The 23,708-nt window shown below is 33.2% G+C and carries 22 protein-coding genes; 17 read left to right on the forward strand and 5 right to left on the reverse strand.

The features are described from left to right. Positions 1-117: 117 nt before the first annotated feature. Complete coding sequence (locus ACSBO6_RS04490) at positions 118-4,209, forward strand: S8 family serine peptidase (protein WP_498844228.1); 4,092 nt, start codon at positions 118-120, stop codon at positions 4,207-4,209. Between the two features lie 65 nt (positions 4,210-4,274). On the opposite strand, the gene ACSBO6_RS04495 is transcribed toward ACSBO6_RS04490, so the two are convergent. Beyond that, positions 4,275-5,099, reverse strand: coding sequence for an aldo/keto reductase (locus tag ACSBO6_RS04495; protein WP_098845764.1), 825 nt, complete (start codon positions 5,097-5,099; stop codon positions 4,275-4,277). A 261-nt stretch (positions 5,100-5,360) separates the two neighbouring features. Here ACSBO6_RS04495 and ACSBO6_RS04500 point away from each other — a divergent pair, with 261 nt between their 5' ends. Beyond that, positions 5,361-5,924 (forward strand): beta-class carbonic anhydrase, encoded by a 564-nt coding sequence (locus ACSBO6_RS04500; RefSeq protein ID WP_098845763.1) that lies wholly within the window; start codon positions 5,361-5,363, stop codon positions 5,922-5,924. Positions 5,925-6,018: 94 nt separating this feature from the next. Here the strand turns inward: ACSBO6_RS04500 and ACSBO6_RS04505 are convergent, their stop codons facing one another. Beyond that, positions 6,019-6,804, reverse strand: a complete 786-nt coding sequence (locus ACSBO6_RS04505; RefSeq protein ID WP_498844229.1) for a carbonic anhydrase — start codon at positions 6,802-6,804, stop codon at positions 6,019-6,021. Positions 6,805-6,893: 89 nt separating this feature from the next. Between ACSBO6_RS04505 and ACSBO6_RS04510 the strand changes: the two genes are divergently transcribed. The 5 genes from ACSBO6_RS04510 to ACSBO6_RS04530 all read left to right on the forward strand — a co-directional run bounded on the left by ACSBO6_RS04510 (position 6,894) and on the right by ACSBO6_RS04530 (position 11,533). Continuing rightward, positions 6,894-7,601, forward strand: coding sequence for a DNA alkylation repair protein (locus ACSBO6_RS04510; RefSeq protein ID WP_098845761.1), 708 nt, complete (start codon positions 6,894-6,896; stop codon positions 7,599-7,601). Positions 7,602-7,798: 197 nt separating this feature from the next. Next, the gene (locus ACSBO6_RS04515; protein WP_098845760.1) at positions 7,799-8,176 is read left to right on the forward strand and encodes a hypothetical protein; all 378 of its coding nucleotides are present in this window, start codon (positions 7,799-7,801) and stop codon (positions 8,174-8,176) included. Between the two features lie 119 nt (positions 8,177-8,295). Further along, complete coding sequence (locus ACSBO6_RS04520) at positions 8,296-8,769, forward strand: PCYCGC motif-containing (lipo)protein (protein WP_483295178.1); 474 nt, start codon at positions 8,296-8,298, stop codon at positions 8,767-8,769. 225 nt (positions 8,770-8,994) lie between these two features. Next, positions 8,995-9,378, forward strand: a complete 384-nt coding sequence (locus ACSBO6_RS04525) for an ArsR/SmtB family transcription factor (RefSeq protein WP_056471958.1) — start codon at positions 8,995-8,997, stop codon at positions 9,376-9,378. A 100-nt stretch (positions 9,379-9,478) separates the two neighbouring features. Continuing rightward, complete coding sequence (locus ACSBO6_RS04530; protein WP_483295177.1) at positions 9,479-11,533, forward strand: heavy metal translocating P-type ATPase; 2,055 nt, start codon at positions 9,479-9,481, stop codon at positions 11,531-11,533. Between the two features lie 45 nt (positions 11,534-11,578). Here ACSBO6_RS04530 and ACSBO6_RS04535 read toward each other — a convergent pair whose 3' ends face one another. After that, on the reverse strand, positions 11,579-12,190 hold the full coding sequence (locus ACSBO6_RS04535; RefSeq protein ID WP_098845757.1) for a DedA family protein: 612 nt from the start codon (positions 12,188-12,190) through the stop codon (positions 11,579-11,581). Positions 12,191-12,503: 313 nt separating this feature from the next. Here ACSBO6_RS04535 and ACSBO6_RS04540 point away from each other — a divergent pair, with 313 nt between their 5' ends. The 4 genes from ACSBO6_RS04540 (at position 12,504) to ACSBO6_RS04555 (ending at position 16,066) form a co-directional block, all read left to right on the forward strand. Then, positions 12,504-13,049: a GNAT family N-acetyltransferase gene (locus ACSBO6_RS04540; protein WP_180232896.1), complete on the forward strand. Its 546-nt coding sequence runs from the start codon at positions 12,504-12,506 to the stop codon at positions 13,047-13,049. Between the two features lie 72 nt (positions 13,050-13,121). After that, the gene (locus ACSBO6_RS04545) at positions 13,122-13,790 is read left to right on the forward strand and encodes an HAD family hydrolase (protein WP_498844230.1); all 669 of its coding nucleotides are present in this window, start codon (positions 13,122-13,124) and stop codon (positions 13,788-13,790) included. Positions 13,791-13,809: 19 nt separating this feature from the next. Beyond that, positions 13,810-15,108 (forward strand): MFS transporter, encoded by a 1,299-nt coding sequence (locus ACSBO6_RS04550; RefSeq protein WP_498844231.1) that lies wholly within the window; start codon positions 13,810-13,812, stop codon positions 15,106-15,108. 10 nt (positions 15,109-15,118) lie between these two features. Next, a complete protein-coding gene (locus ACSBO6_RS04555; RefSeq protein WP_498844232.1) occupies positions 15,119-16,066 on the forward strand; it encodes an aminoglycoside phosphotransferase family protein in 948 nt (315 codons plus the stop codon). A 62-nt stretch (positions 16,067-16,128) separates the two neighbouring features. Here ACSBO6_RS04555 and ACSBO6_RS04560 read toward each other — a convergent pair whose 3' ends face one another. Continuing rightward, the gene (locus ACSBO6_RS04560) at positions 16,129-16,413 is read right to left on the reverse strand and encodes a YciI family protein (protein ID WP_098845753.1); all 285 of its coding nucleotides are present in this window, start codon (positions 16,411-16,413) and stop codon (positions 16,129-16,131) included. A gap of 70 nt (positions 16,414-16,483) precedes the next feature. Here ACSBO6_RS04560 and ACSBO6_RS04565 point away from each other — a divergent pair, with 70 nt between their 5' ends. From ACSBO6_RS04565 to ACSBO6_RS04590, 6 genes are all read left to right on the forward strand, one after another. Beyond that, positions 16,484-17,257 carry a nucleotidyltransferase domain-containing protein gene (locus ACSBO6_RS04565; RefSeq protein ID WP_098845752.1) on the forward strand — a complete coding sequence of 258 codons (774 nt, stop codon included), beginning with the start codon at positions 16,484-16,486 and terminating at the stop codon, positions 17,255-17,257. A gap of 62 nt (positions 17,258-17,319) precedes the next feature. Next, a complete protein-coding gene (locus tag ACSBO6_RS04570; protein WP_498844233.1) occupies positions 17,320-17,763 on the forward strand; it encodes a Dps family protein in 444 nt (147 codons plus the stop codon). Positions 17,764-18,017: 254 nt separating this feature from the next. Then, the gene (gene argF, locus ACSBO6_RS04575; protein WP_098845750.1) at positions 18,018-19,055 is read left to right on the forward strand and encodes an ornithine carbamoyltransferase; all 1,038 of its coding nucleotides are present in this window, start codon (positions 18,018-18,020) and stop codon (positions 19,053-19,055) included. Positions 19,056-19,103: 48 nt separating this feature from the next. Further along, positions 19,104-20,318, forward strand: a complete 1,215-nt coding sequence (locus ACSBO6_RS04580) for an argininosuccinate synthase (protein WP_498844234.1) — start codon at positions 19,104-19,106, stop codon at positions 20,316-20,318. A 27-nt stretch (positions 20,319-20,345) separates the two neighbouring features. Then, the gene (argH, locus tag ACSBO6_RS04585) at positions 20,346-21,737 is read left to right on the forward strand and encodes an argininosuccinate lyase (protein WP_498844235.1); all 1,392 of its coding nucleotides are present in this window, start codon (positions 20,346-20,348) and stop codon (positions 21,735-21,737) included. A 116-nt stretch (positions 21,738-21,853) separates the two neighbouring features. Then, entirely contained in the window at positions 21,854-22,861 is a 1,008-nt protein-coding gene (locus ACSBO6_RS04590) for a PTS sugar transporter subunit IIC (protein WP_098845747.1), read from the forward strand. Positions 22,862-22,971: 110 nt separating this feature from the next. On the opposite strand, the gene ACSBO6_RS04595 is transcribed toward ACSBO6_RS04590, so the two are convergent. Next, positions 22,972-23,595 carry a LysE family translocator gene (locus ACSBO6_RS04595; RefSeq protein ID WP_098845746.1) on the reverse strand — a complete coding sequence of 208 codons (624 nt, stop codon included), beginning with the start codon at positions 23,593-23,595 and terminating at the stop codon, positions 22,972-22,974. Between the last annotated feature and the right edge of the window lie 113 nt (positions 23,596-23,708).

Below are 23,708 nucleotides of genomic sequence, written 5' to 3' on the forward strand. Positions count from 1 at the left end.
TATAATTGAATTTAATGAATCAGAGAAATAGAAAGTGATATTCTGTATTCCTTTAGTTTGCAAATGTGTTTTAGTAGTGTTCTTAAAATAATCATATCAATAGAAAAGAGGGATTAAGTGAGGAAATCAAAAAATAAAAAATTAAGTAGAGTAGTAAAGGGCTCTGCGGTGGCAGCCATTTTTTTATCGATGTTATTCCCAGCTAACCAAAAAGATTATGCTTCTGCAACAATTGTAAATAGTAAAACGTCTGAAAAAATCTTAGCTTCGTTGACCAAAGAACAAAGAGATGCTTTAACGAAGCTAAAATCGTTGGAGAGTGATGGACTACAAGGTTTTGATAAAAAGGACTTAAAGAGTAGTACTGACATATCTGTTATTGTCGAATTCAAATCTAAGCCAGAAAAGATTGCTATTTTAGAGTCTGCATTAGAAGGGAAATCTTTAACTCCTACTGAGGCGAAGAGGAGAGTAAAACACGATCACACTGCTTTTGAAGAGGATTTAACAAAAATTTTACCAACTTCTAAGGAGAAAAATGGCGGAAATAAATATAATATTACTCGTTCATTTGATACTGTCTACAATGGGGTTTCTATGAAACTACCAGCAAATGAAGTTGAATTTCTATTAAAGTCTGATTCAGTTAAAGCTGTTTATAAAAGTGTAGAATTTACAATCGATCCACCATCTGAAAGGGGTAATCCAGAGAACCAAGATTCAATTAAGAGAATAGAGAGTTTACCATTTTTAGGTGTAGATAAGCTCCATAAAGAAGGGATTACAGGCAAAGGGGTAAAAGTCGGTGTAATCGATACAGGAGTTGATTATCATCACCCTGATTTGAAGGATGCATTTAAAGGTGGATACGACTTAGTAGATAATGATCCAGATCCGATGGAAACTACATATGACGATTGGAAAAAATCTGGTCGTCCTGAGTTTGATCAAAATCTATCAACTTACTATACAAATCATGGGACACATGTATCGGGAACGATTGCAGGAAGAGCAAAAAATACTGGTGGTGTAGCTGTTAAGGGAATTGCACCTGATGCTGACCTGTATGTCTACCGTGTTTTAGGTCCATATGGAACTGGTGATATGGACGATATTTTAGCTGGTATTGAAAAAGCTGTTGAAGATAAAATGGATGTGATTAACCTTTCTCTTGGAGCTAACATAAATGATCCGATGTATCCGACAAGCACAGCTGTAAATTACGCTGTACTAAATGGTGTGACAGCATCAGTATCGGCGGGAAATAGTGGGCCGAATTCTTATACGCTAGGTTCACCTGGGGCAGCTGCACTTGCATTAACGGTAGGGGCAAGTAGTGCACCTATTTCAGTAACTAAATATTCTGGTGTTCTTAATGGAATCGAAACACCATTTCAGTTAAGTACGCTCTATAATGATTTTGTTTCAGATTTAAAAGTATTTAATGATCAAACGATAGATGTAGTAGATTTAGGTGTCGGTAATGACTCAGATTACTTAAATAAGGACGTTACTGGAAAAGTTGTTTTTGTAAGTACTGGTGTTATTGGGACACAGTCAAAAACTGTTTATGCAAAAAATCACGGTGCAAGAGCAATCATTGCATATAGTAATATTCCAAATGCAGGTCCAACACAATTCGTAAAAGAAGATCAAAACTTTATTCCTGCATTTTCGATGAGTTATGAACAAGGTTTAGATTTTAAAGCACAATTAGCAGCGGGCCATACTAAACTGACTTTTAAAGATTTGAAAGAAGTTAACACTGATGCAGACAAACTTGCTAGCTTCAGTTCACGTGGACCATCCAGAAGTAATTACGACATAAAGCCAGAAATTACAGCACCTGGCGTAAGTGTATTATCAAGCGTGCCTGCTTACTCTATTTACAATAATGATCAAACTAATTATCAATACGCATATTCCCGTATGTCAGGTACTTCTATGGCAGCACCACATGTTACAGGGATTTCAGCTTTATTACTTCAAGCAAATCCAATGCTTGAACCTAGTGATATAAAAACGATATTAATGAATACAGCAAAGCCTTTAACAGACAACTATAGTGTATTTCATGTGGGCGCTGGTCGTGTCGATCCTTATCGAGCAATACATACTGGGATGAAAATACAAGTTCAAGATGAAACAGCCTTCCCATTAAATGGGGAGAATGTAAAAGTAAAAGAATTAACAGGTGGACTTAGCTTTGGTAATCACTATGCAAATGAGGATATTTTAGTAGAAAAGAAATTGAACTTTACAAATTTAGAATCTAAACTGAAGAAATTTAATGTAGATGTTAACTTTCAAACAAATGTGAATGGTTCGCTAAATGCTAGCGAAAACGGTGTAAGTGTAAATATTCCTTCAGAAATTAAAGTACAATCGTTAGATGCTAAGAAAATACCTGTTTCTATTAATGTTCCAGCGAGCGCTAAAGCAGGTATTTACGAAGGATATATTATTGCGACAAATAAAGATGACAAGAATGAACAATATCGAATTCCATTTAGTGTCCGAACAACAGAGGAAGGGTTTAATTCAACAACATTATCTAATCAATCAATGTCACCTTCATTTTTACATGTGAAACGTAGCTTTAGTGCGTATCAATTTATAGACTTAATTTTTAATTTTAAATCACCGATGAAACGAATGGATATCGTTTTACAAGATGGAAAAACAGGAAATGATTTAGGTGTAATTGGAACGATCGATCTAAGTTCGGCATACGATGGGACAAATTATTTACTAAATACTTTCTTTAATGGTACATACCATGCTTATACTGGTGATACAACACAGCCAATTTCACCGATATTAAGTTATGTAAAACCTGGACCATATCGAATTAAACTAATTGGTACGAGCACTAGAGATAAAGTGTTCGTAAACTACAATGATTTATATATCGATAATAATATCCCTACTATGACAACATCATTTGATGGAAATGAGTCTCCTGTAATGGAATATCAACCTGGTCAGAAAACAATTCCTGTTCAAGTAAGTGTAACTGATCAAGAAGTTGCAAATATGAATGATTTTGGAATGAAAGTCGATCAATCAATAAACAAAGTAAATTATTCAGTTAATGGTAACTTCAATCCTGTACTACCTGTCGGGGTAGATGGGAAAATTGATTTAAGTGTACCAATAAACGAAACAAGCACATTCATGACCTATACTTTGAATGGATTAGATGGTGCGAATAACACGACACAAAAGAAAAGTTACTACTTTGTTAAAGTTGGTACACCTTATGGATATATAAAAACAGATAATGTAAATGTGAAAATGGGCGATTCAGTTAACGCTACGTTTGTTTTAAATAACGTACAAAACATGAAATCAGCAGAATGGACACTTAATAATATAGGTCAAAACTTCGATATTATTGAGGCAAAGGCAAATGAAGCACTAAAGGATTTTGGTGCATCAGTAACTGTTGAAACGACTGGAAATAATTCAAAAGTAAAACTAGCTTTAGATGAAACAAAATCGTTTAGTGGAAAAATTCCTGCGATTAATTTGAAATTAAAGGTGAAGAGTACAACGTTTGCGGTAAATGCTCTTGTAAATCCAACAATTGCTTATACGAATGATCAAGGTAATCAAATTACGCTTTCTTCAGCTGGAATGGAGTGGTTAATCCAACCAATATTCTCTGAAGTATTTGGAACAGTAGGTGCTGAAGCTTCAGGATACAATCGAAATTGGAATTGGACGACTTCTGGTGCTACAATTCGAGTGATTGATCTAAATGGCAAAGTATATGATGGCTCATCATCTCTTGTAAGTTATGGAGATTACAAAATTTCTAATCTACCTTTAACGACTAAACCGTTTATTTGGGAATTAAAAGTGCCGGGTCATTTTACAGTGAAACGTGAAATTCCTATCGGATTAGATAAGAATGGTACAATTTGGGGACAAACATTACAATATTTTAGCGACAAAGCAACTGCAGGAGACGTTAATGGAGATGACGTAATCGATGTCTATGATGCGTTATATATTCAAACATATTGGGAAACGAATAAACGAAGTGCGGATATTAATAATGATGGAATCGTCAACATAACAGATTTCCAATTCGTAGAAAAAAATTACTTAAAACAAAATCCATCAAACCAAAATGCGCCTATTCCGAAAACGAAATACAAAAAGCAAACAATAGATACAATTAAAGCACAAATAGGAATCTAGTGGGATAAGAAAAAATGGCTACCTTTCAAAAGATTGGTAGCCATTTCTATTAAAAAACCGACCTCTTAAAAATCAAAATTATCAGGGTCTGGACCTACACGTTTATTTGCATCAAGTGTAGCGATTTGTTGCATATCATTTGATGAAAGCTCGAAGTTGAATACTTCAAAGTTTTCTTGAATTCGTGAAGGTGTTATTGATTTAGGAATAACGATTACATTGCGTTGTAAGTGCCAACGGATGATGACTTGGGCAGTTGTTTTACCATACTGATCGGCAATCTCTTTTATAACAGGATTTGTTAAAGCCTCGCCACCTTGCATTAATGGGCTCCATGCTTCTAATGCAATGCCGTTTTTATGACAATATTCATGTAATTCGTTTTGTTGGAACATTGGGTGCAATTCGACTTGATCGACCATTGGTTTAATATTTCGATTAGCTGCAATATCCTCTAAGTGATGGATATGAAAATTTGAAACACCAATTGCTGGCACAAGTTTTTCGTCGTAAAGTCTTTCTAATGCTTTATATGTATCTAAATATTTCTCTTTTACTGGCCAGTGAATTAAATAAAGATCAACATAATCCAGGCCTAACTTTTTAAGACTTTCTTCGTAAGCTTTTAAGGTTGAATCATACCCTTGATCAGCATTCCAAACTTTTGTTGTAATAAAAAGTTCATCTCGGGCAACACCAGATTGACGAATTGCTTCACCTACTTGTTCTTCATTTTGATAGACAGCTGCAGTATCAATGTGACGATAACCTACTTCAATTGCTGTTTTGACTGCATCTACACCATCTTCTGGTGACACACGCCACACACCTAAACCTAATTGAGGCATTTTAACTCCATTATGTAATGCAATCGAATGTTCAAACTTCATTTTAATTCCCTCCTTATCAAAGACTATATTTAGTGTACAATATAAACACAAAAAATAAAAAAAATTTGAAAGATATTAATAATAAAGTATTTCGTTTAATTGTGTATTAACAATCAAAAAAAATAAAAAAAACGGTATAAATGAACTCATAATTTTAGAATAATACTATAAATGAATGCAAAATGTTTGTAAATTTTGAGCTTTTCATTCAATATAAGTGTAGGGAAATGCTCTTTATTTTTTGTTTGGAGGGGAAATTATATGTTAGATCAGATTTTAGATTTTAATAAGAAGTTTGTGGAGAATAAGGAATATGAGCAATACATAGCTTCAAAGTTCCCGAATAAAGAGGTTGTAGTTGTTACTTGTATGGACACACGTCTTGTTGAACTTTTACCAAAGGCTCTTGATATAAGAAACGGTGACGTGAAAATGATTAAAACAGCTGGTGCTGTTATTGCGCATCCGTTTGGTTCTGTTATGAGAAGTATTCTAGTTTCAATCTATGAACTTGGAGCGAAAGAAGTATTAGTAATCGGTCACCATGAGTGTGGTATGGGTAATACAAATCCTACACGAATGAAAGAAAGTATGGTTGAACGAGGAATAAAAGAAGAAAACTTAGAAATTTTAGGTTTTTCAGGTTTAGATTTAGATAAATGGTTAACTGGATTTACAAATGTATACGATAGTGTTAACCATAGTGTATCAATTATAAAAAACCACCCACTTGTTCCAAAAGAGGTTGAAGTTCATGGTTTAGTAATTGACCCACATACTGGAAAATTAGAATTAGTTAATCGAGATGAAAAAACTGTCAAATAACGATTTTTTTTAAAAAAGTTATCCGTTTATGAAGGATAACTTTTTTTATGGTGTTGAAATGAACATTTATTGTCCCTCGACCAACTAGTTACGTTTACCAAGATTCAAACAAATCTCTACCATTTAATGGCTGAACAGGGCGGCTATTTGGATTGAAATAATTTTGATAAGTTTGGATTTGTTCTTCGGAAAATTGTATCGGTTTATTATAGATGATCCATTTAATTCCTTCAGTACATGGAGGTGTTGTAAAAGAGCCAGTGTACGAAAATTTTTTACTAGTATACGGAATAAAGGATTGCAAATTTAGTTTAACAACTTTCCCCACGAAATCGTCATCTATAGGATTTGTATGAAGGATTTTTTGAAATTCTTTATTTAATCTACCACTTTCAACAACTACTCCGATCGTAATTATCGATTTTTGTTTACTTTCATTTATAAAATGAATCTCTAAATCACTCCGTTTTCCATTTATCGTATGTTCACTTGGAGTATGGAAATGAAATTGTTGTAATGTATAGTTTATTCCATTTAAATTAATTGAGTTGGAGTGATTAATTGGAATAAAATTTAGCGTGTATTGTGATTTTTCTATTTTAAAAAGATCATTATGATAGTTTATTCCTAAAGGTAGTGATTTTTTCTTTGTTTGATCAATATTAACTGGAGATTGTTGCTTACCATTTGAACATAGTGCATATTCTTTATTGATTGAACCCCAATAATTAGGTCCAGTTTTACCTGTGTAAGACCAGTCTTCATTTCTTGCAGCTGTAACCGCTGATTTATTTAGGTGAAACTCATGTATAATCTGGTTTTTTGAACAAGCTGAGAGTGTAAAACTAAATAGTATAACGAACAGAAAAAAATAGTTCATTCTATACTTTCCTTCCTTAATATGTATGATACGATACATTTTAGACAACGATGTTAAGGAACAAACCTTTTATAAAGGGGGAGAAGATGATGACATTAGAAGAAGTTATGAAATCATTAGAGGAAATGGGTACGGAACAAACAAAAAAAACATTTATGCGTCATGGTGCCAAGGAACCTTTTTTTGGGGTCAGAATTGGTGATATGAAAAAGCTTGTTAAATATGTAAAAAAAGATCAAGATTTAGCTTTGGCACTTTATAGTACTGGAAATTCAGATGCGATGTATTTAGCCGGTTTATCAATTAATCCAAAATTAATGACAAAAGAACAGCTTCAAAATTGGGCAAAAGAAGCTCAGTGGTTTATGATTGCTGAAAGCATTGTAAGTGCAGTTGCCGCAGAGAGCCAGTATGCAATCGAGTTAGCTAAAGAGTGGATGAATTCAGATGAAGAATTAATTGAAACTTGTGGATGGAGTACTTATAGTCATTATTTATCAATTGCACCAGATGAAGAGATTGATAAAGAAGAAGTTCGTAAATTACTTAATTATATTGAAATGAATATACATACTTCAAAAAATAGAGTTCGCTATACGATGAATGGGTTTGTAATTGCTGTAGGAAGTTTTGTCCCAAGTCTAACTGTTGAGGCCACGATGGTCGCTCAAAAAGTCGGAAAGGTCCAAGTAAACGTTGGCAATACAGCATGTAAAGTACCTCTTGCTACAGATTATATTGAAAAGGTTGAAGCAAAAGGTAAACTTGGCGTTAAGAAAAAAACATGTATTTGTTAATTTGATAGATCACCTATTTGTAATAGGTGACTTTTTTATTGAGAAAAAAAACATCTATTCAGTAAAAATCCTCGAGAATATAGGATTCTATTTAATTTTAGATGCAATTGATGATGAAAATAGTAAATTAACCAAATATTATCGTTAAGACTGGCATAAATATTAGAAACCATTCAATGATCTAAAAGGAGAATCAAATGGACGTTAATATCCAATTTAACGAATTTCACTATGTTTCTGCTATTATTATTACGCTAGTAAATTATATTACTCTTGGAATTTTACTATTTTGGATCTATCGGACAAATGAATTGAAACCAGAAGTATGGAAGGCTATTCTTGCAATGCTTATCGGTTTATTTGTTTTTAGTATAAATCTAAACTTTAATCAATACCGAATTGAAATACCAATTTTACCACTTGGGGCCTGGATTTTAATGTGGATTTGCAAACGTAATGATAACCAAGAACGTTGGGGAAAATATAGACGTTTTGTGTGGGCTGGTTTTTTGATTAGATTTTTCTTTTTATTTACAAGCTTGCTACAAATGTTAATTGATTCAGTATTTAGTTGATGGTGTTATGCGTTGTTTTCCACTCCAATAATGATTAAAATAAGATTAACGTGTATATATTGGAGGAAATGATGAAACGAAAAACAATTTATAATGTCCTTTCAGCTTTAACAATTTCCATGTTATTTACAGGATGTAGTCATCAACAAGCTGAAAAGAATACTACTACGAATAACCACGAAAATCATGCTGAACATATTCAAACAAGTGATATTAGAGAACAAACAATTAATAATGAAACTTTGCCGAAGTTTTTAGGTGAAAAAGAACAACAAATTCAACAAATATATATGGTGGCAGCACGACATGCTGATCTACTTAAAAATATTCCATGTTATTGTGGATGCGGTGAAAGTGTAGGTCATAAAAGTAATTTAGACTGCTTTATTCATGAGGAAAGAGAAGACGGTTCAATCGTGTGGGATAGTCATGCAACTACATGTGTGAACTGTATGGAGATTGCAGTTGAATCAGCGAAATTACAGCAAGAAGGAAAAACGCCGTTAGAAATTCGAAAATACATTGATAATAAATATAAAGATGGATATGCCAAGCCAACAAATACTCCGTTGCCAAAAGGACAGGGTGTATAGGTTAATCAGGGGATATCAAATAAAAAGTCAGACAGTTACTTAAGAATTTCTAGTAACTGTCTGACTTTTTTAGTCTTCGATCATTCTTAAATAATTTATGTATTACTAATTCTTTCTTAATTAAATTTTACAAATATTATTTTGACACATATGAACATTCACTCATATAATAGATGTATAGAAAACATATGAATGATTGTTCATGTATTCATAGGAGGACATTTAATGATCGAAGAAAAAAAGAAGGTCGATGAAGTTTGTGATGAAGCTTGTCAACAAACAGTTATGCATGAGGATATAATTCTTTCTGTAAAGGAAAGTATGTTAAATATTGAAACACTGACAGGAGTAGCAGAACTTTTTAAAGTTCTTGGAGATAAAACTAGAACGAGAATATTGCATGCACTCAGTCAATCTGAGATGTGTGTATGTGATTTAGCTTATTTATTAGAAATGACTCAATCATCTATATCACATCAGTTACGTGTATTAAAACAAGCGCATTTAGTAAAAAATCGTAAAGAAGGTAAAGTAGTTTATTATTCGTTAGCAGATGACCATGTTACGCAAATTTTCAATCAAGCATTAGAACATATTTTAGAGGATTAAATTAAGTGTTTCTTGAGAGGAGTTGAGTTTGTTGGGTAGGGGGCAGAGGCAAGTAAATAGTGAATTAAAATTAGAAGGTCTTGATTGTGCTAATTGTGCAATGAAGATTGAAAAAGGAGTTTCCACACTTGAAGGCGTTGATGCATGTTCAGTAAATTTTGCAACTTTAACAATGACAATTACGACGAGTGAGGAACAAAAAGAATCAGTTATCGAGAACGCTAAAGATAAAATTCGTGTATTAGAACCGCATATTAAACCTGTTTCAAAAATGGATACAAAACATGAACAAGAGAAACAGGGTATGAGTAATGAAACGAAGAAACTTATTGTCAAATTAGGGATCGGTACTGCTTTATTAATTTTAGCTCAATTTCTTAATGTACCGCCGTTCTATCAATTGCTTATTTTTATAGCTGCCTATTTAATAGCTGGTGCTGATGTTGTTATAAAAGCGATTCGAAATATTTTTAGAGGGCAAGTATTTGATGAGAATTTTCTAATGGGAGTAGCTACAATAGGTGCGTTTATTATTGGAGAGTACCCCGAAGCTGTTGCAGTCATGCTTTTTTATCAGCTAGGTGAATTGTTCCAAAGTATTGCAGTAAATCGATCACGGAATTCGATTTCGAAATTAATGGATATACGACCTGATTTTGCTAATTTAAAAAAGGGTGACAAAATAAAGCAAGTATCTCCTGAAAAGATTCAAATTGGTGATCTAATTATCGTGAAACCTGGGGAAAGGGTTCCGTTGGATGGGATTGTAAAAAGTGGATTTTCAAGTGTTGATACGTCTGCATTAACGGGTGAGTCATTACCAAGAGAAATCGTTGAAGGTGACGAAGTATTAAGTGGATTTATTAATGTTCAAGGTTTACTCGAAATTGAAGTCACAAAAGAATTTAACGAATCGACAGTCTCAAAAATATTAGAGCTTGTTCAAAATGCAACAAATAAAAAGGCACCTACTGAAAATTTTATCACAAAGTTTGCAAAGGTTTATACACCTATTGTTGTCATTACAGCAGCGATTATTGCGATCATCCCACCAATGATTATTCCAGGTGAGACATTATATGATTGGGTATATCGAGCATTAATTTTCCTAGTTATTTCTTGTCCATGTGCTCTAGTTGTTTCAATTCCTTTAGGATTTTTTGGAGGAATCGGAGCAGCATCAAAATCGGGAGTATTAGTAAAAGGAAGTAACTATTTAGAAGCATTAAATGATTTGAAATATATTGTGTTTGATAAAACTGGAACGTTGACGAAAGGGCAATTCCAAGTTAGCTCAATTATACCTACAAATGGTCATTCGAAAGAGGAGCTACTAGAATTAGCTGCGTACGGAGAGTTTTATTCTAACCACCCAATCGCATTATCAATTCGTCAAAAGTATGGTAAAGAAATTGTCGAAGCAAAACTATCTAACTATACGGAAATCGCAGGGCATGGTATTAGTGTTACGATTAATGGAGAAGTACTGTTAGTAGGCAATTCAAGATTAATGGAAAGTCAGTCTATTTTATATGAACCAACGAAAGAAGTGGGCACAACGGTTTATTTAGCAAAAAATAAGCAATTTATCGGATCAATTGTCATTGCAGATCAACTAAAAGATGATGCAAAAAAAGCTATACTTGAGCTTAAAAAAGTTGGAATTAAAAAGACGATTATGTTAACCGGTGATTCGAACTTAGTTGCGAAATCGATTGGTAAAGAATTAGGAATAGATAATATTTATTCAGAGCTTCTTCCACATCAGAAAGTAGAAAAGCTTGAATTGATCGAAAAAATAAAATCATCGAAGGAAAAAATTGCATTTGTTGGGGACGGTATGAATGATGCACCAGTTTTAGCACGAGCTGATATAGGGATTGCAATGGGAGGAATTGGTTCCGATGCAGCGATCGAAGCTGCTGATGTTGTATTAATGTCGGATGAACCTTCAAAAATTGTTGATGCAATTAAAATCGCTAAACGTACAAGACAAATTGTATGGCAAAACATCTTTTTTGCTTTAGCGGTGAAAGGATTTTTCCTATTACTAGGTGTAATCGGAATCGCTACAATGTGGGAAGCAGTAATTTCAGATGTTGGTGTTACTGTATTAGCAGTATTGAATTCGATGAGGGTACTAAGACTGAAATAAAGCTAAAAACTCAGACTAAACGTAATTAGTCTGAGTTTTTTTTGTTTAAGCAGAGCGTTTTCTTTTTTTGATAAAAAGGAAAATAAAAACGATCAATCCAATCGCTAAAATTCCATAAATAATACTTGAATACACATCCATATACTCAACGATCGTTTCCCATGATGAACCGACTGATGCACCTATTAAAACTAAAATTGTATTCCATATTAATGAGCCTAAAGTTGTAAATAACAAAAAGATCCAAAAATTCATTCGGGCCATTCCAGCTGGTATAGAAATTAAACTACGTATTAACGGAATTAGTCTACAGAAAAAGACTGTCCAAACACCGTATTTTGAAAACCATTCGTCCGCTTTATGGACATCCTTTTTAGTTAACCGTAAAAAATGCCCCCAGCGGTCTACGATTTTTTCTAACGTTTTAATATCTAGTAAAGTACCTATCCAAAAAAGTATGATTGCCCCAATTACTGATCCTGAAGTTGAAAAGAAAATAACGCCCATTTTAGATAGTGAAGTTTCTGTCGTCATGAACCCACCAAACGTCAAAATTACTTCGGAAGGAATTGGAGGAAATATGTTTTCTAATGCAATTAATAAAAAGATACCTAAATAACCATATGTATCCATTGTTTCAATAATCCAGTTTTGCATGAAATTACCTCAAGTTTGTTTTTTATTTTAAGAAGTTTTTACGTTTCCTTGTGAAAAAATATACTATGTAACTAGTGAATTAGGCAAGTAATTGGAAAACTTCTTCCCATAAAAAACAACTAATAAACAATGGATCAACATTGTAGGAGGAAATTTTTTTTAGAAAGTCAGAGGATTTAGTACAGTCGATAGAGAAATAAAGTAGATTAATATAAAAGCAGAAATTAGTACTGGTTACAATACTTCTCCTAAATCTGAAGAAATGTAATTAGCTATTTATGATTAATGTCTATGTAAAAAAAGGAGGATGGCTATGTTTAAGGTTCAATTAAGTGAGGATTTATCAATCAATTTATTAACACCGAACTATGCCCAAGCATTAGTAGAGGTGCTGAAGGAAAATCAAAACTCATTAAAAGAATGGTTGGTTTGGGCTGAAAATATTCCATTGATTGAGGATTATCAAAAATCAATTATACCTATGTGGTTACAAAAATTTGCAGATAATAATGGTTTTGAAACGGGCATTTTTTATAAAAATGAACTTGTAGGTATGTTAGGATTACATTATATAGACTGGTCGAATCAAACAACTGAAATAGGCTATTGGTTGAGTGAACACCAGCAAGGTAAAGGAATAATGACGCGTGCCGTAGAAGGGTTAGTATCATATTGTTATGATGAACTTAATCTTAATCGAATTGTGATTAGAGCAGCTGTTGAAAATCAGAAGAGTAGGGCAATTCCAGAACGTTTACATTTTAAACAAGAAGGTGTCCAAAGAGAGGCACAGCAAATTAGGGAAAAATTTTATGATATAGCTGTTTATAGTATGTTGAAAAAAGAATGGAAAAAGTAAATGAATCAATTTGCGTTAGCAAAAAAATGCTAACGCTTTTTTGTGGAGTCAGAATGATGGAGGGGTAAAATAATGACTTATCATACAATTTTGTTCGATTTAGATGGTACATTGACAGACCCAAAAGTAGGGATATTGAATTCGGTGAAGTATGCATTACAGAAAATGAATCTAGCTATTCCATTAGAAGCAGAGCTTTTAAAATTTATTGGGCCACCGATTCAGCAATCATTTTCTGAAATTTGCCAACTTAATGAAAAGAAAGTATTAAACGCAGTTCGTTTTTATCGCGAATACTTTTCGCAGGGTGGTATGATTGAAAATAATGTATATGTTGGGATACGTGAACTTCTAATCGATTTACAAAAAGGGAAAAAAAGATTATATGTAGCAACTTCTAAACCAACGAAATTCGCAATGGAAATATTGAGTCACTTCCAACTGGATGAGTTTTTTATTCAAATTGTTGGAAGTGAACTAAACGGTACAAGAATTAATAAAGGCGAGATCATCGAGTATATTTTTGAACTGAATAAGGATCTTTCTAAGGAAGATTCGGTAATGGTTGGGGATCGATTTCATGATGTAATTGGTGCAAAGGCCGCTAAAATTGACTCGATTGGAGTAACTTACGGTTATGGAAGTGAATTGGAATTAACTGATGCAGGAGTGAATGCAATTGTAAATAGTGTAGATCAGCTTAAAAAGATGTTAATAAATGAGAGAATAATAATGGTCTAATAATGAAGGAGGAGATTGATTGAAAAGTGGAAAAATGCACTATGCTTGGATTATTTTAATTGTTACGTTCTTATCCGTCATAATTGCTGCTGTAACAAATACGATGTCTGGAGTGATGATGATTCCTTTTGAAAAGGAATTCGGTTGGAGTAGGGCATCAATCTCTGGTGCGTTTGCGATTTGTATAACGCTTGTTGGATTCTCTGGTCCATTTATTGCAGGTCTATATCAAAAGTTTAGTGTTCGAAAAGTATTGCTAGTAGGTATGGGAACCTTATTAACAGCTATCTTACTAACAACAATCATGTCGCAAATTTGGCATTTATTTATCATTTGGGGAATCATTATTGGATTTAGTGCGGGGGCATTTTTGACGGTGTTAAATGCGTACGTAGCAACAACATGGTTTGAAAAAAAGCGTGGTTTAGCACTAGGCCTTTTAACTTCTAGTTCAGCAGCAGGTCAACTTGTTTTCTTGCCACTTATGGCATATATCGTTGATCATTATTCATGGAGAAATGCCGTTTTAACTATATTTTCTTTTGGTGTTTTCATTTATGTATTACTATGGATTTTCATGAAAAATGATCCAGCAGACGTTGGCGTTTTACCATTAGGAGCAGAAAAAAGTAATAAGAAGCACGCGAATAATGTTAATCCAGTGAAGGCGGCTTTTGATGGGTTAAAATTAGGTGCTAAATCGAAAGTTTTTTGGTTATTAGCTGGGAGTTTCTTCGTTTGCGGGTTTTCAACTAGTGGTTTAATCGGTACTCATTTTATTTCACTTTGTATCGATTATGGATATAAAGAGGTGACGGCTGCTAGTATTTTAGCGTTCATGGGAATATTTAATATGATTGGAACGACTTTATCCGGATATATTTCCGATCGCTTTGATAATCGTTGGTTATTATTTTGGTATTATGGTTTAAGAGGTTTATCATTACTTATTCTTCCTTTTGCTCTATCGACTAATTCACTAATTTATTTAAGTGCTTTTGCCATTTTCTATGGAATGGATTGGATTGCTACAGTTCCTCCAACTATTAAACTAGCAACAGATCATTTTGGAAAAGAGAAGGTAGGCGTAATTTATGGATGGATTTATACTGCCCATCAATTAGGTGCTGGGGCAGCAGCATATGGTGGCGGTTTAGTTTATTCTTGGTTAAATGCCTACCAATCAATCTTTATTGCAGCAGGTATCTTTTGTATAGTCGCAACTTTATTTGTACTAAATATTAAAAAAAAGAGTGGTATTAAATCAAAATCTTTCTGTGTAGAAGGAAAAATAATACAAAAAAAATGTAATAATTGAGGTAGAATGGATGACTTATCTTTATAAAATAACAAAAGAAAAATATAAAATAATGCGCGAGAAAAACTGTTTTTGGGAAGGTAAGATTCGTAAAATTTGTGAGCTTGAAAAGATAGATTTTGAGAAGCTTACTCGATTTTCGTACGGTGGAAATATTGTTTTTAGTATAGATGGTGAAATTGTCATTAAATTATATCCTTCTTATGTGAATGAAGAGTTTATAAAGGAGAAGCAAGTTCTTGAGTTTTTAAATGGCAGAACTTATTCCGTTGATGTCCCTAAATTAATTTCAACTGGTCAATTTGAAGGCTGGAGCTATTTAATAATGAGTGAACTAAAGGGGACTCTTTTAATTGATCTATTTGATGAGCTGTCTTTTGAGGAAAAAAAGCAAATTGCGTTTGATTTAGGAAAATTAATAAGAGAAATCCATGACGCAACGATCTCAACGAAACAAACTGATTATGATCAATGGAATCAATTTATTACGAATCAATTCATGCAAGTAGAAAATCATCATAAAAACAACGGAATGAATGATGAAATATTTACCCAATTAACAAGCTATGTAGATGATGAAATATTGCAACGAAAAGAACAAATCGTGTTATTAACAGGAGAATATACACCATTTAATTTAATCATGAATAAAGTTGATGGCATGTGGAGGTTTACTGGTTTAATTGATTTTGCTGATTGCTTTGTAGGAAACGCAAAATATGATTTACTTGGGCCAATAGCGTTTATGTTTTATCCAATTGAAGGACTAAATAAAATTTTTCTAGAGAGCTATGGCTATACGAATAACGAATTAAATCAGGACTTACAAAAAGAATTAATGGCCTATTTATTACTACATCGTTTTAGTAATATTCGTTTCTATCAAGAAAAGTCTGAAGTAGCTAAGAAAGCTACTTCGTTAAAGGAATTAGAAAAGATATTTTTTAATTTCAAGTAAATAATAATAAAAAGTGCATCGAGAATGGATTGAATCAGTTAATTTCGATGCACTTTTTGTATTCAATCTAGTGCAATTAAAAATGGATATAATTCAGCCGTCATGACATTCTTTTTAACAGCTGGATCATTTTCCATGATTTCCTTTGCATGTTGTAAGCTCTCTGTTTTTAAGATGACAATACCAAATTCAGCTTGTTCGGTTCTTCCTGCTAAAGATACTTTCTTTTCTTTATTTAAGTTCTGTAAATAATGAAAATGCTCCGATACAATATTTCTTTCTTCTTGTGTTGAATCATGTAAAAAGGTTGATCGAACTGGTTTTAAAACATAAATAAAGTTTTCCAATTAAGCCACATCCTATCGAATAATATAATTATACTATAGCACGTGATCACTAATTGTAAGGGGGATTATTATGCAAGACGTCATTAAAGAAAAACTAAAGCAAATCGAAAATGAACATGACGTAAAAATACTATTTGCAGTTGAGTCCGGTAGTAGAGCATGGGGATTTCCATCTAAAGACAGCGATTATGATGTCCGTTTTGTCTATGTTCATCGCAAAGATTGGTATTTAAGCATTGACCAAAAACGTGATGTAATTGAATATCCAATCAATGATTTACTCGACTTAAGTGGGTGGGACTTAAAAAAGGCTCTTAATCTTTTTGCAAAATCAAACCCGGCCTTATTAGAATGGTTAAGATCTCCAATTGTTTATTATGATGATTTAACGATTTCAGTCGTTTTAAGAAAAATCGGTAATGAAATTCTTTCTAAAAAGGCGTGTATTTACCATTATCTCCATATGGCCAAAGGGAATTACCGTGATTATTTACAAGGGGAAGAAGTTAAGATTAAAAAGTATTTTTATGTATTAAGGCCAATTTTAGCTTGTATGTGGATCCAAAAATATAATGAAATCCCACCGGTTTTGTTTGATGAACTCTTAAAGATGGAAGGGTTAGAACAAGATTTTTTAGAAGAAGTAGAGAAGTTATTAATCCGAAAAAAACAAGGTGAAGAATTAGATTTAGAGCCTAGAAAAAAAGCATTAAATCAATTTATTGAAAATAATATTCAGATTTTCGAAGAGTATGTGAAGGGGATTAAAGAATCAAACAAGGTGAATATTGAGTACTTAAGCGAACTTTTTCGAACTACTATTGAACAATCATGGGAAAAATAGAATAGACCACACACTTTTTGGGAAAAATTTCTTTGTATGTTAACAAAGAAATTGGAGTGTGAATGAAGTTGGCAAATTTAGAAAGTCTATTAAATCAACAACTGGCAAATTGGAATGTGTTGTATGTAAAATTACATAACTATCATTGGTATGTAAAAGGACCTAATTTCTTTACTTTACATGAAAAATTTGAATTGTATTATGATGATGCAAAAGTAATGGTAGACGAATTAGGAGAACGTATTTTAACAATTGGTGCAAAACCAATTGCAACACTTCGTGAATACCTAGAAACGGCTACGATCAAAGAAGGTAATCATACGTTTTCTGCAGAAGAAATGGTATCTGATTTGATTAAAGACTATGAAAAAATTGTACAAGAATCGCGTGATGTAATCTCGGTAGCAGAAGAAAGTGATGACCAAGAAACAGCTGACTTATTTCTAGGTAAAATTGCTGAAATCGAAAAGATGCTTTGGATGTTAAAGTCATTTCTTGGTAAATGAATAAATATTAATACAGGTGTATTAACCAATCATTGGATAGGATTGGTTAGTTCACCTGTTTTTTATTGTACCTTATTTTTTTGTCTTGTTTTCTAGCGTGAATCAAGTGTTTGTAAGGGTTTTGATGACCCGTTAAAATTTTTTATAAAAATCTAACGAAAAAAACTAAAAAACCAATTGTATAATTATTTATATATGTGTATAATCATTCATTATATAAGAATCTGATGCTTCTAAAAAAAGGGGATGGATTTATGAGTAAAGTATTGAAAGAAAACCATGTAAAGAAAAATGGTTATATTCAAAAGACAAAAGGGAATGTTACAAAAGGAAATTTTAGCTCTGTAAAATGGTCAGATTTTAAAGGGAAAAATTTTCTTTCTATAAGTGAATTTTCATCAAGTGAATTGTTATTTTTACTTGAAAAATCATTAGAGATGAAAAATATGCAAAAAGCGAATGAGGCACATCCTTATTTAAAAGACAAAGTACTAGGGATGATTTTTGAAAAGAATTCTACGAGAACGAGACTATCATTTGAAATTGCGATGATGCAATTAGGTGGTCATGCAATCTTTATGAGCAGTAAAGATTTACAGCTTGGTAGAGGTGAAACTGTTCATGATACATCGAAAGTATTTTCTCGTTATGTAGATGGGGTGATGATTCGAGCAAATACTCATGAGATGGTGACCGAGTTTGCTGAACACTCGTCAATTCCAGTTATTAATGGGCTAACAGATCTGCACCATCCTGCACAAATCATGGCTGATTTCTTAACAATCCTTGAACATAAAGGTAGATTAAAAGGTTTAAAGATTGCTTATGTAGGAGATGGAAATAATAACATCTGTCATTCTTTAATTGAAGGTGCAGCTAAACTAGGCGTTTATTTAACGATTGCATGTCCCGTTGGGTATGAGCCAAATAAAGTTGTACTTCAATCGATGAAGCATGTTGCAAAAACAACTGGTAGTGTTATTGAGGTAGTGAATAATCCTGTAGATGGTGTAAGTAGAGCTGATGTTGTGATAACGGATGTTTGGACCAGTATGGGGCAAGAGAAAGAAACTGAAATTCGTTTAAAAGATTTCAGCCCGTATCAAGTAAATGATCACTTATTAGAAAATGCAAAAGAAGATTATTTATTCTTGCACTGTTTACCTGCACATAGAGGGGAAGAAGTAACGGCTTCAGTTATTGATGGTAAGCATTCGGTAGTATTTGATGAAGCAGAAAATCGACTTCATGCTCAAAAAGCGATTCTAGTTGCATTAATGGGTAATTTATAATTCTAAAAATCTACTATTTTTTTTAATAATTTAATCGGGGGTAATGACATGGGAAATGAGAAAATTGTTTTAGCATATTCAGGTGGTTTAGATACATCCGTTTGTATTAAATGGTTACAGGAGAAATATAACTACGATGTGATTGCACTTTGTCTTGATCTAGGTGAAGGAAAAGATGTTGAAGCTGTTCGTCAAAAGGCGTTAAATTTAGGAGCAATTAAGTCATATATGATTAATGTAAAGGACTTATTTGCAAATGAATATATTGTTCCAGCACTAAAAGCAAATGCACTATATGAAGGAAAGTACCCACTATCATCTGCTTTATCAAGACCTTTAATCGCAAAATTATTAGTCGATGTAGCAAAACAAGAAGGTGCGGTTGCAGTTGCACATGGTTGTACTGGAAAAGGAAATGATCAAGTTCGTTTTGAAGTTTCAGTCATGGCCTTGAATCCAAATCTTAAAGTAGTTGCACCTGTTCGTGAATGGGGCATGACTCGTGATGAGGAAATACAGTACGCAAATGATAATGGAGTTCCAATTCCGGTCGATCTAGATAATCCGTTTTCAATTGATGCAAATATTTGGGGAAGAGCTTGTGAAGCAGGTGTATTAGAGAATCCGTGGAATGAAGCACCTGAAGAAGCTTTTGATTGGACGAATGCAATTGAAAATACTCCAGATGTTCCTGAGTATATTGAAATAGAATTTTCAAAAGGTGTACCGATTAGCTTAAACGGTCAGCCTATTGATCTAGTTCAACTAATTGAACAATTAAATGTTCTTGGTGGAAAGCACGGAGTTGGAAGAATTGATCATATTGAAAATAGATTAGTAGGTATCAAATCACGTGAAGTATATGAAAATCCGGCAGCGGTAATCTTAATTAATGCGCATAAAGAATTAGAGTTCCTTACATTACCTCGTGAGGTGACAAATTTTAAAGTAAGTATTGAACAACAATTTTCAAAAATGCTTTACGATGGATTGTGGTATTCACCTTTAATGAGTGCTTTAGATGCATTTGTAAATACAACACAAGAAACAGTAAGTGGGATTGTTCGTGTGAAATTATTCAAAGGCACTCATACAGTAGTAGGTAGAAAATCTGAAACTAGTCTATATAATGAAGAGCTTGCAACTTATTCAAAAGGTGATTTATTTGATCATAATGCAGCTGTAGGTTTTATTAAACTATGGGGATTACCAACAAAGGTATATAGCGAAGTTACACAGAAAAATGAAGTTTTAAGTAAATAAAATATAAGGTGGATTAAGGAGGCAACTATGTCAAAACTTTGGGGCGGACGTTTTACGAAGGAGACTAACCAATTAGTGGAAGAATTTACAGCATCTATTGAATTTGATCAAATAATGGCTAAGGAAGATATAGCTGGTAGTATTGCACATGCAACGATGCTTGGAGAATGTGGCATAATTGCAATCAATGAAGCTGAACTAATAATAGAAGGTTTAAATAAAATATTAAAAAAAGTCGAGAAAAATGAGGTTCAATTTAGTGTTGAAAATGAAGATATTCATATGAATATCGAAAGCTTGTTAATTGAAGAAATCGGTCCTGTAGGAGGAAAGCTACATACAGGGCGAAGTCGAAATGATCAAGTAGCAACGGATATGCACCTTTTCTTAAAAAATAATACGTCATCCATTATTGATTTAATTGAAGAAGTTCAAAATAAAATCGTTACGCAAGCAAAAAAGCATGTTGATACAATTATGCCAGGGTACACGCATTTACAAAGAGCGCAGCCTGTTTCTTTTGCACATCATTTACTTGCGTATTTTTGGATGCTTGAGCGTGACAAAAGCCGATTCAAAGATAGTTTAAAACGAGTGGATATTTCACCATTAGGTGCAGGTGCATTAGCTGGTACTACCTTTCCAATTAACCGTTACCGTACCGCTGAATTACTTGGTTTTAGAGATATTTATCATAATAGTTTAGATGCAGTAAGCGATCGTGATTTTATCGTAGAGTTCCTTGCTGATTCGTCATTACTGATGACACATATTTCTAGACTATCCGAGGAATTTGTCATTTGGTCTAGTCAAGAATTTCAGTTTATTGAATTAGACGATGCTTTTTGTACCGGCTCTAGTATTATGCCACAGAAAAAAAATCCAGATGTTCCAGAACTACTTCGAGGTAAAACAGGGAGAGTTTATGGCAGCTTAATCGGGTTATTAACAGTTTTAAAAGGGCTACCTTTAGCGTATAACAAGGACATGCAAGAAGATAAAGAAGGTATGTTTGATACTGTTTATACTGTTGTAGGTGCACTACAGTTACTTTCAGGAATAATCGATACAATGAAAGTAAACGAAAAACGTATGTATGAAGCTGTTAAAAATGATTATTCAAACGCTACTGACCTTGCAGATTACTTAGTTCGAAAAAATATCCCATTCCGACAAGCACATGAAATCGTTGGAAAAACGGTTCTATATGCTATAGAGAATCATAAATTTCTTGGGGAATTAAGCCTAGAAGAATTTAAGGGAATTAATGATGTGTTTGAAGAAGATATTTATTTTACATTAAATCCAAAAACAGTTATGGAAGCAAGAATTAGTGAAGGTGGAACTTCCACAAATGAGGTTTGGAAACAAATTACAAAAGCAGAAGAGTGTTTAAGCTTTTCAATAAATATGGTATAATTTTCTAGTTGAAAACGTCCAATTCTTTGGACGTTTTTTTGTGCTTCTATTTATTAATAATTTTCTATTCATTATGCAAATACTAGAAGTAGTTACTAAAAAAAGGTAGGTATGATATGAGCACGCAAGAAAAAAGCAAAGTATTTAGAGCATCAGAAGGTATAGCACATGCTGTTTTCGTCATGATCGGTATCGGTTCTTTACTTGAGAGTATTGGGAAAATATTTCATTTTGAATCTTTAATAACGATCGGATTTTCAACTAAATTATTAATGACACCAGCAATTGGCGCAGGGATAGCTGTATTATTAGGTTCAAGTACGTTAATCATTTTTTCTGCAATGTCCGCTGCAATAATCGGTTCTGGTGCATTATTGATGGTAGATACGGTAATGACCATTAAAATGGGGGAACCAGTAGGAGCATTATTAGCAGCACTGGTTGCCATCCTGATTGGAAAAGCTGTTCAAGGTAAAACGAAACTAGATTTAATGCTTGTGCCTTTATGTGCCATTTTAATTTCAGGTTTAGTTGGATTGTATTTATCAAAATGGATTTCTCCAATCTTAATAGCGGTTGGGAATTTTATTAAAGGCTCGACGGAAGGTTCGCCTATTATTGCTTCTATTGTATTAGCAGTCGTTTGGGGAATTTTAATTGTTTCTCCAGCTTCTTCTGCTGCCTTAGCAATTGCTTTGAATTTAGATGGAATAGCGGGAGGAGCTGCATTAGCGGGATGTGCAGCGCAATTTGTTGGATTAGCTGTAATCTCTGCACGCGAGAATGATCCAGGAAGTATCCTTGGTTTATTAATTATCACACCAAAACTACAGCTACCAAATGTAACTAGGAATATTAGAATACTAATACCAACCATAGTTGCAAGTGCCGTGGCAGGTCCGGTATCAGCTTTCTTATTTCATATTCAAGCACCAAAAGAAATTGCAGGCTTAGGGTTATGCGCATTAGTTGCACCAATGAATTTATTAGCTACATACAAAAGTGCAGTTATTATACCGATGATTGTTACATATGTATTAGTACCTGGAATCGTTTCATATATCGTGTACATATTCTTAAAACAAGCGGGTATGATTAAATCAGGAGAGTTGAAAATCTTATAAAAACATTGGGTGCTGAAGAAACAGGAGTTTGATGGGGTACAAATAAAAAAATTCTAAAATGAGTACTAGTCACAGTACTCATTTTTCTGTTCAAGACCACTAAAAAAACTTTATCGATCCATAAAAAATAATTTTAATCCAATACCTGTAAAAATTACCCCTTGTGCTAGATTGATAATTTTAGAAGATTTCTTATTTTGTAACAATTTTTCACCCAAGCTGCCTGCAAAAATCGCTATAATTGAAAATACAATGAGCGTTAATACCATAAAAGTTAAACCTAAAACAATCATTTGTATGGGAACTGCTATACCGCCTTTGTCTATAAATTGAGGTAAAAATGCTAGGAAGAATAAAGACACCTTTGGATTTAATACATTCATTAAAAATCCGCGACGATATAAAGCGGGTAAAGTTTGTTTTTTAGGCCTTGTGAATGAACCTACTTCATTACTCGAACGAAATGCTTGGTAAGCTAAGTATAATAAATAAAAAGCACCTAAGTATTTTAAAATTGAAAAAGCAACATCTGATTTATATAGGATGGCAGATAATCCAATTGAAGCAGCAAGAGTATGAATTGTAACACCTGAACAAAGGCCACATGCGGTTGCAATGCCTTCTTTTTTACCATATGAAATACTTTGTGCCATAACAAAAATATTATCAGGTCCAGGTGCTATTATTAGTAATAAAGATACACCTATAAACGACAAGTAAATCGTTAAATCCAATGAAATACCTCCTATCAATTTTTTGTTTGTTTTTTAAATACTTTAACATGAAAAAGGCAGGAAAAGCCGGAAAAGATTAGGTAAATGAATTTTTAAAGGAGAGCTAATGTGAG

Origin of the sequence: Bacillus sp. AL-1R (genome assembly GCF_052180195.1) — a bacterium.
Lineage (GTDB): Bacteria > Bacillota > Bacilli > Bacillales > Bacillaceae_G > Gottfriedia.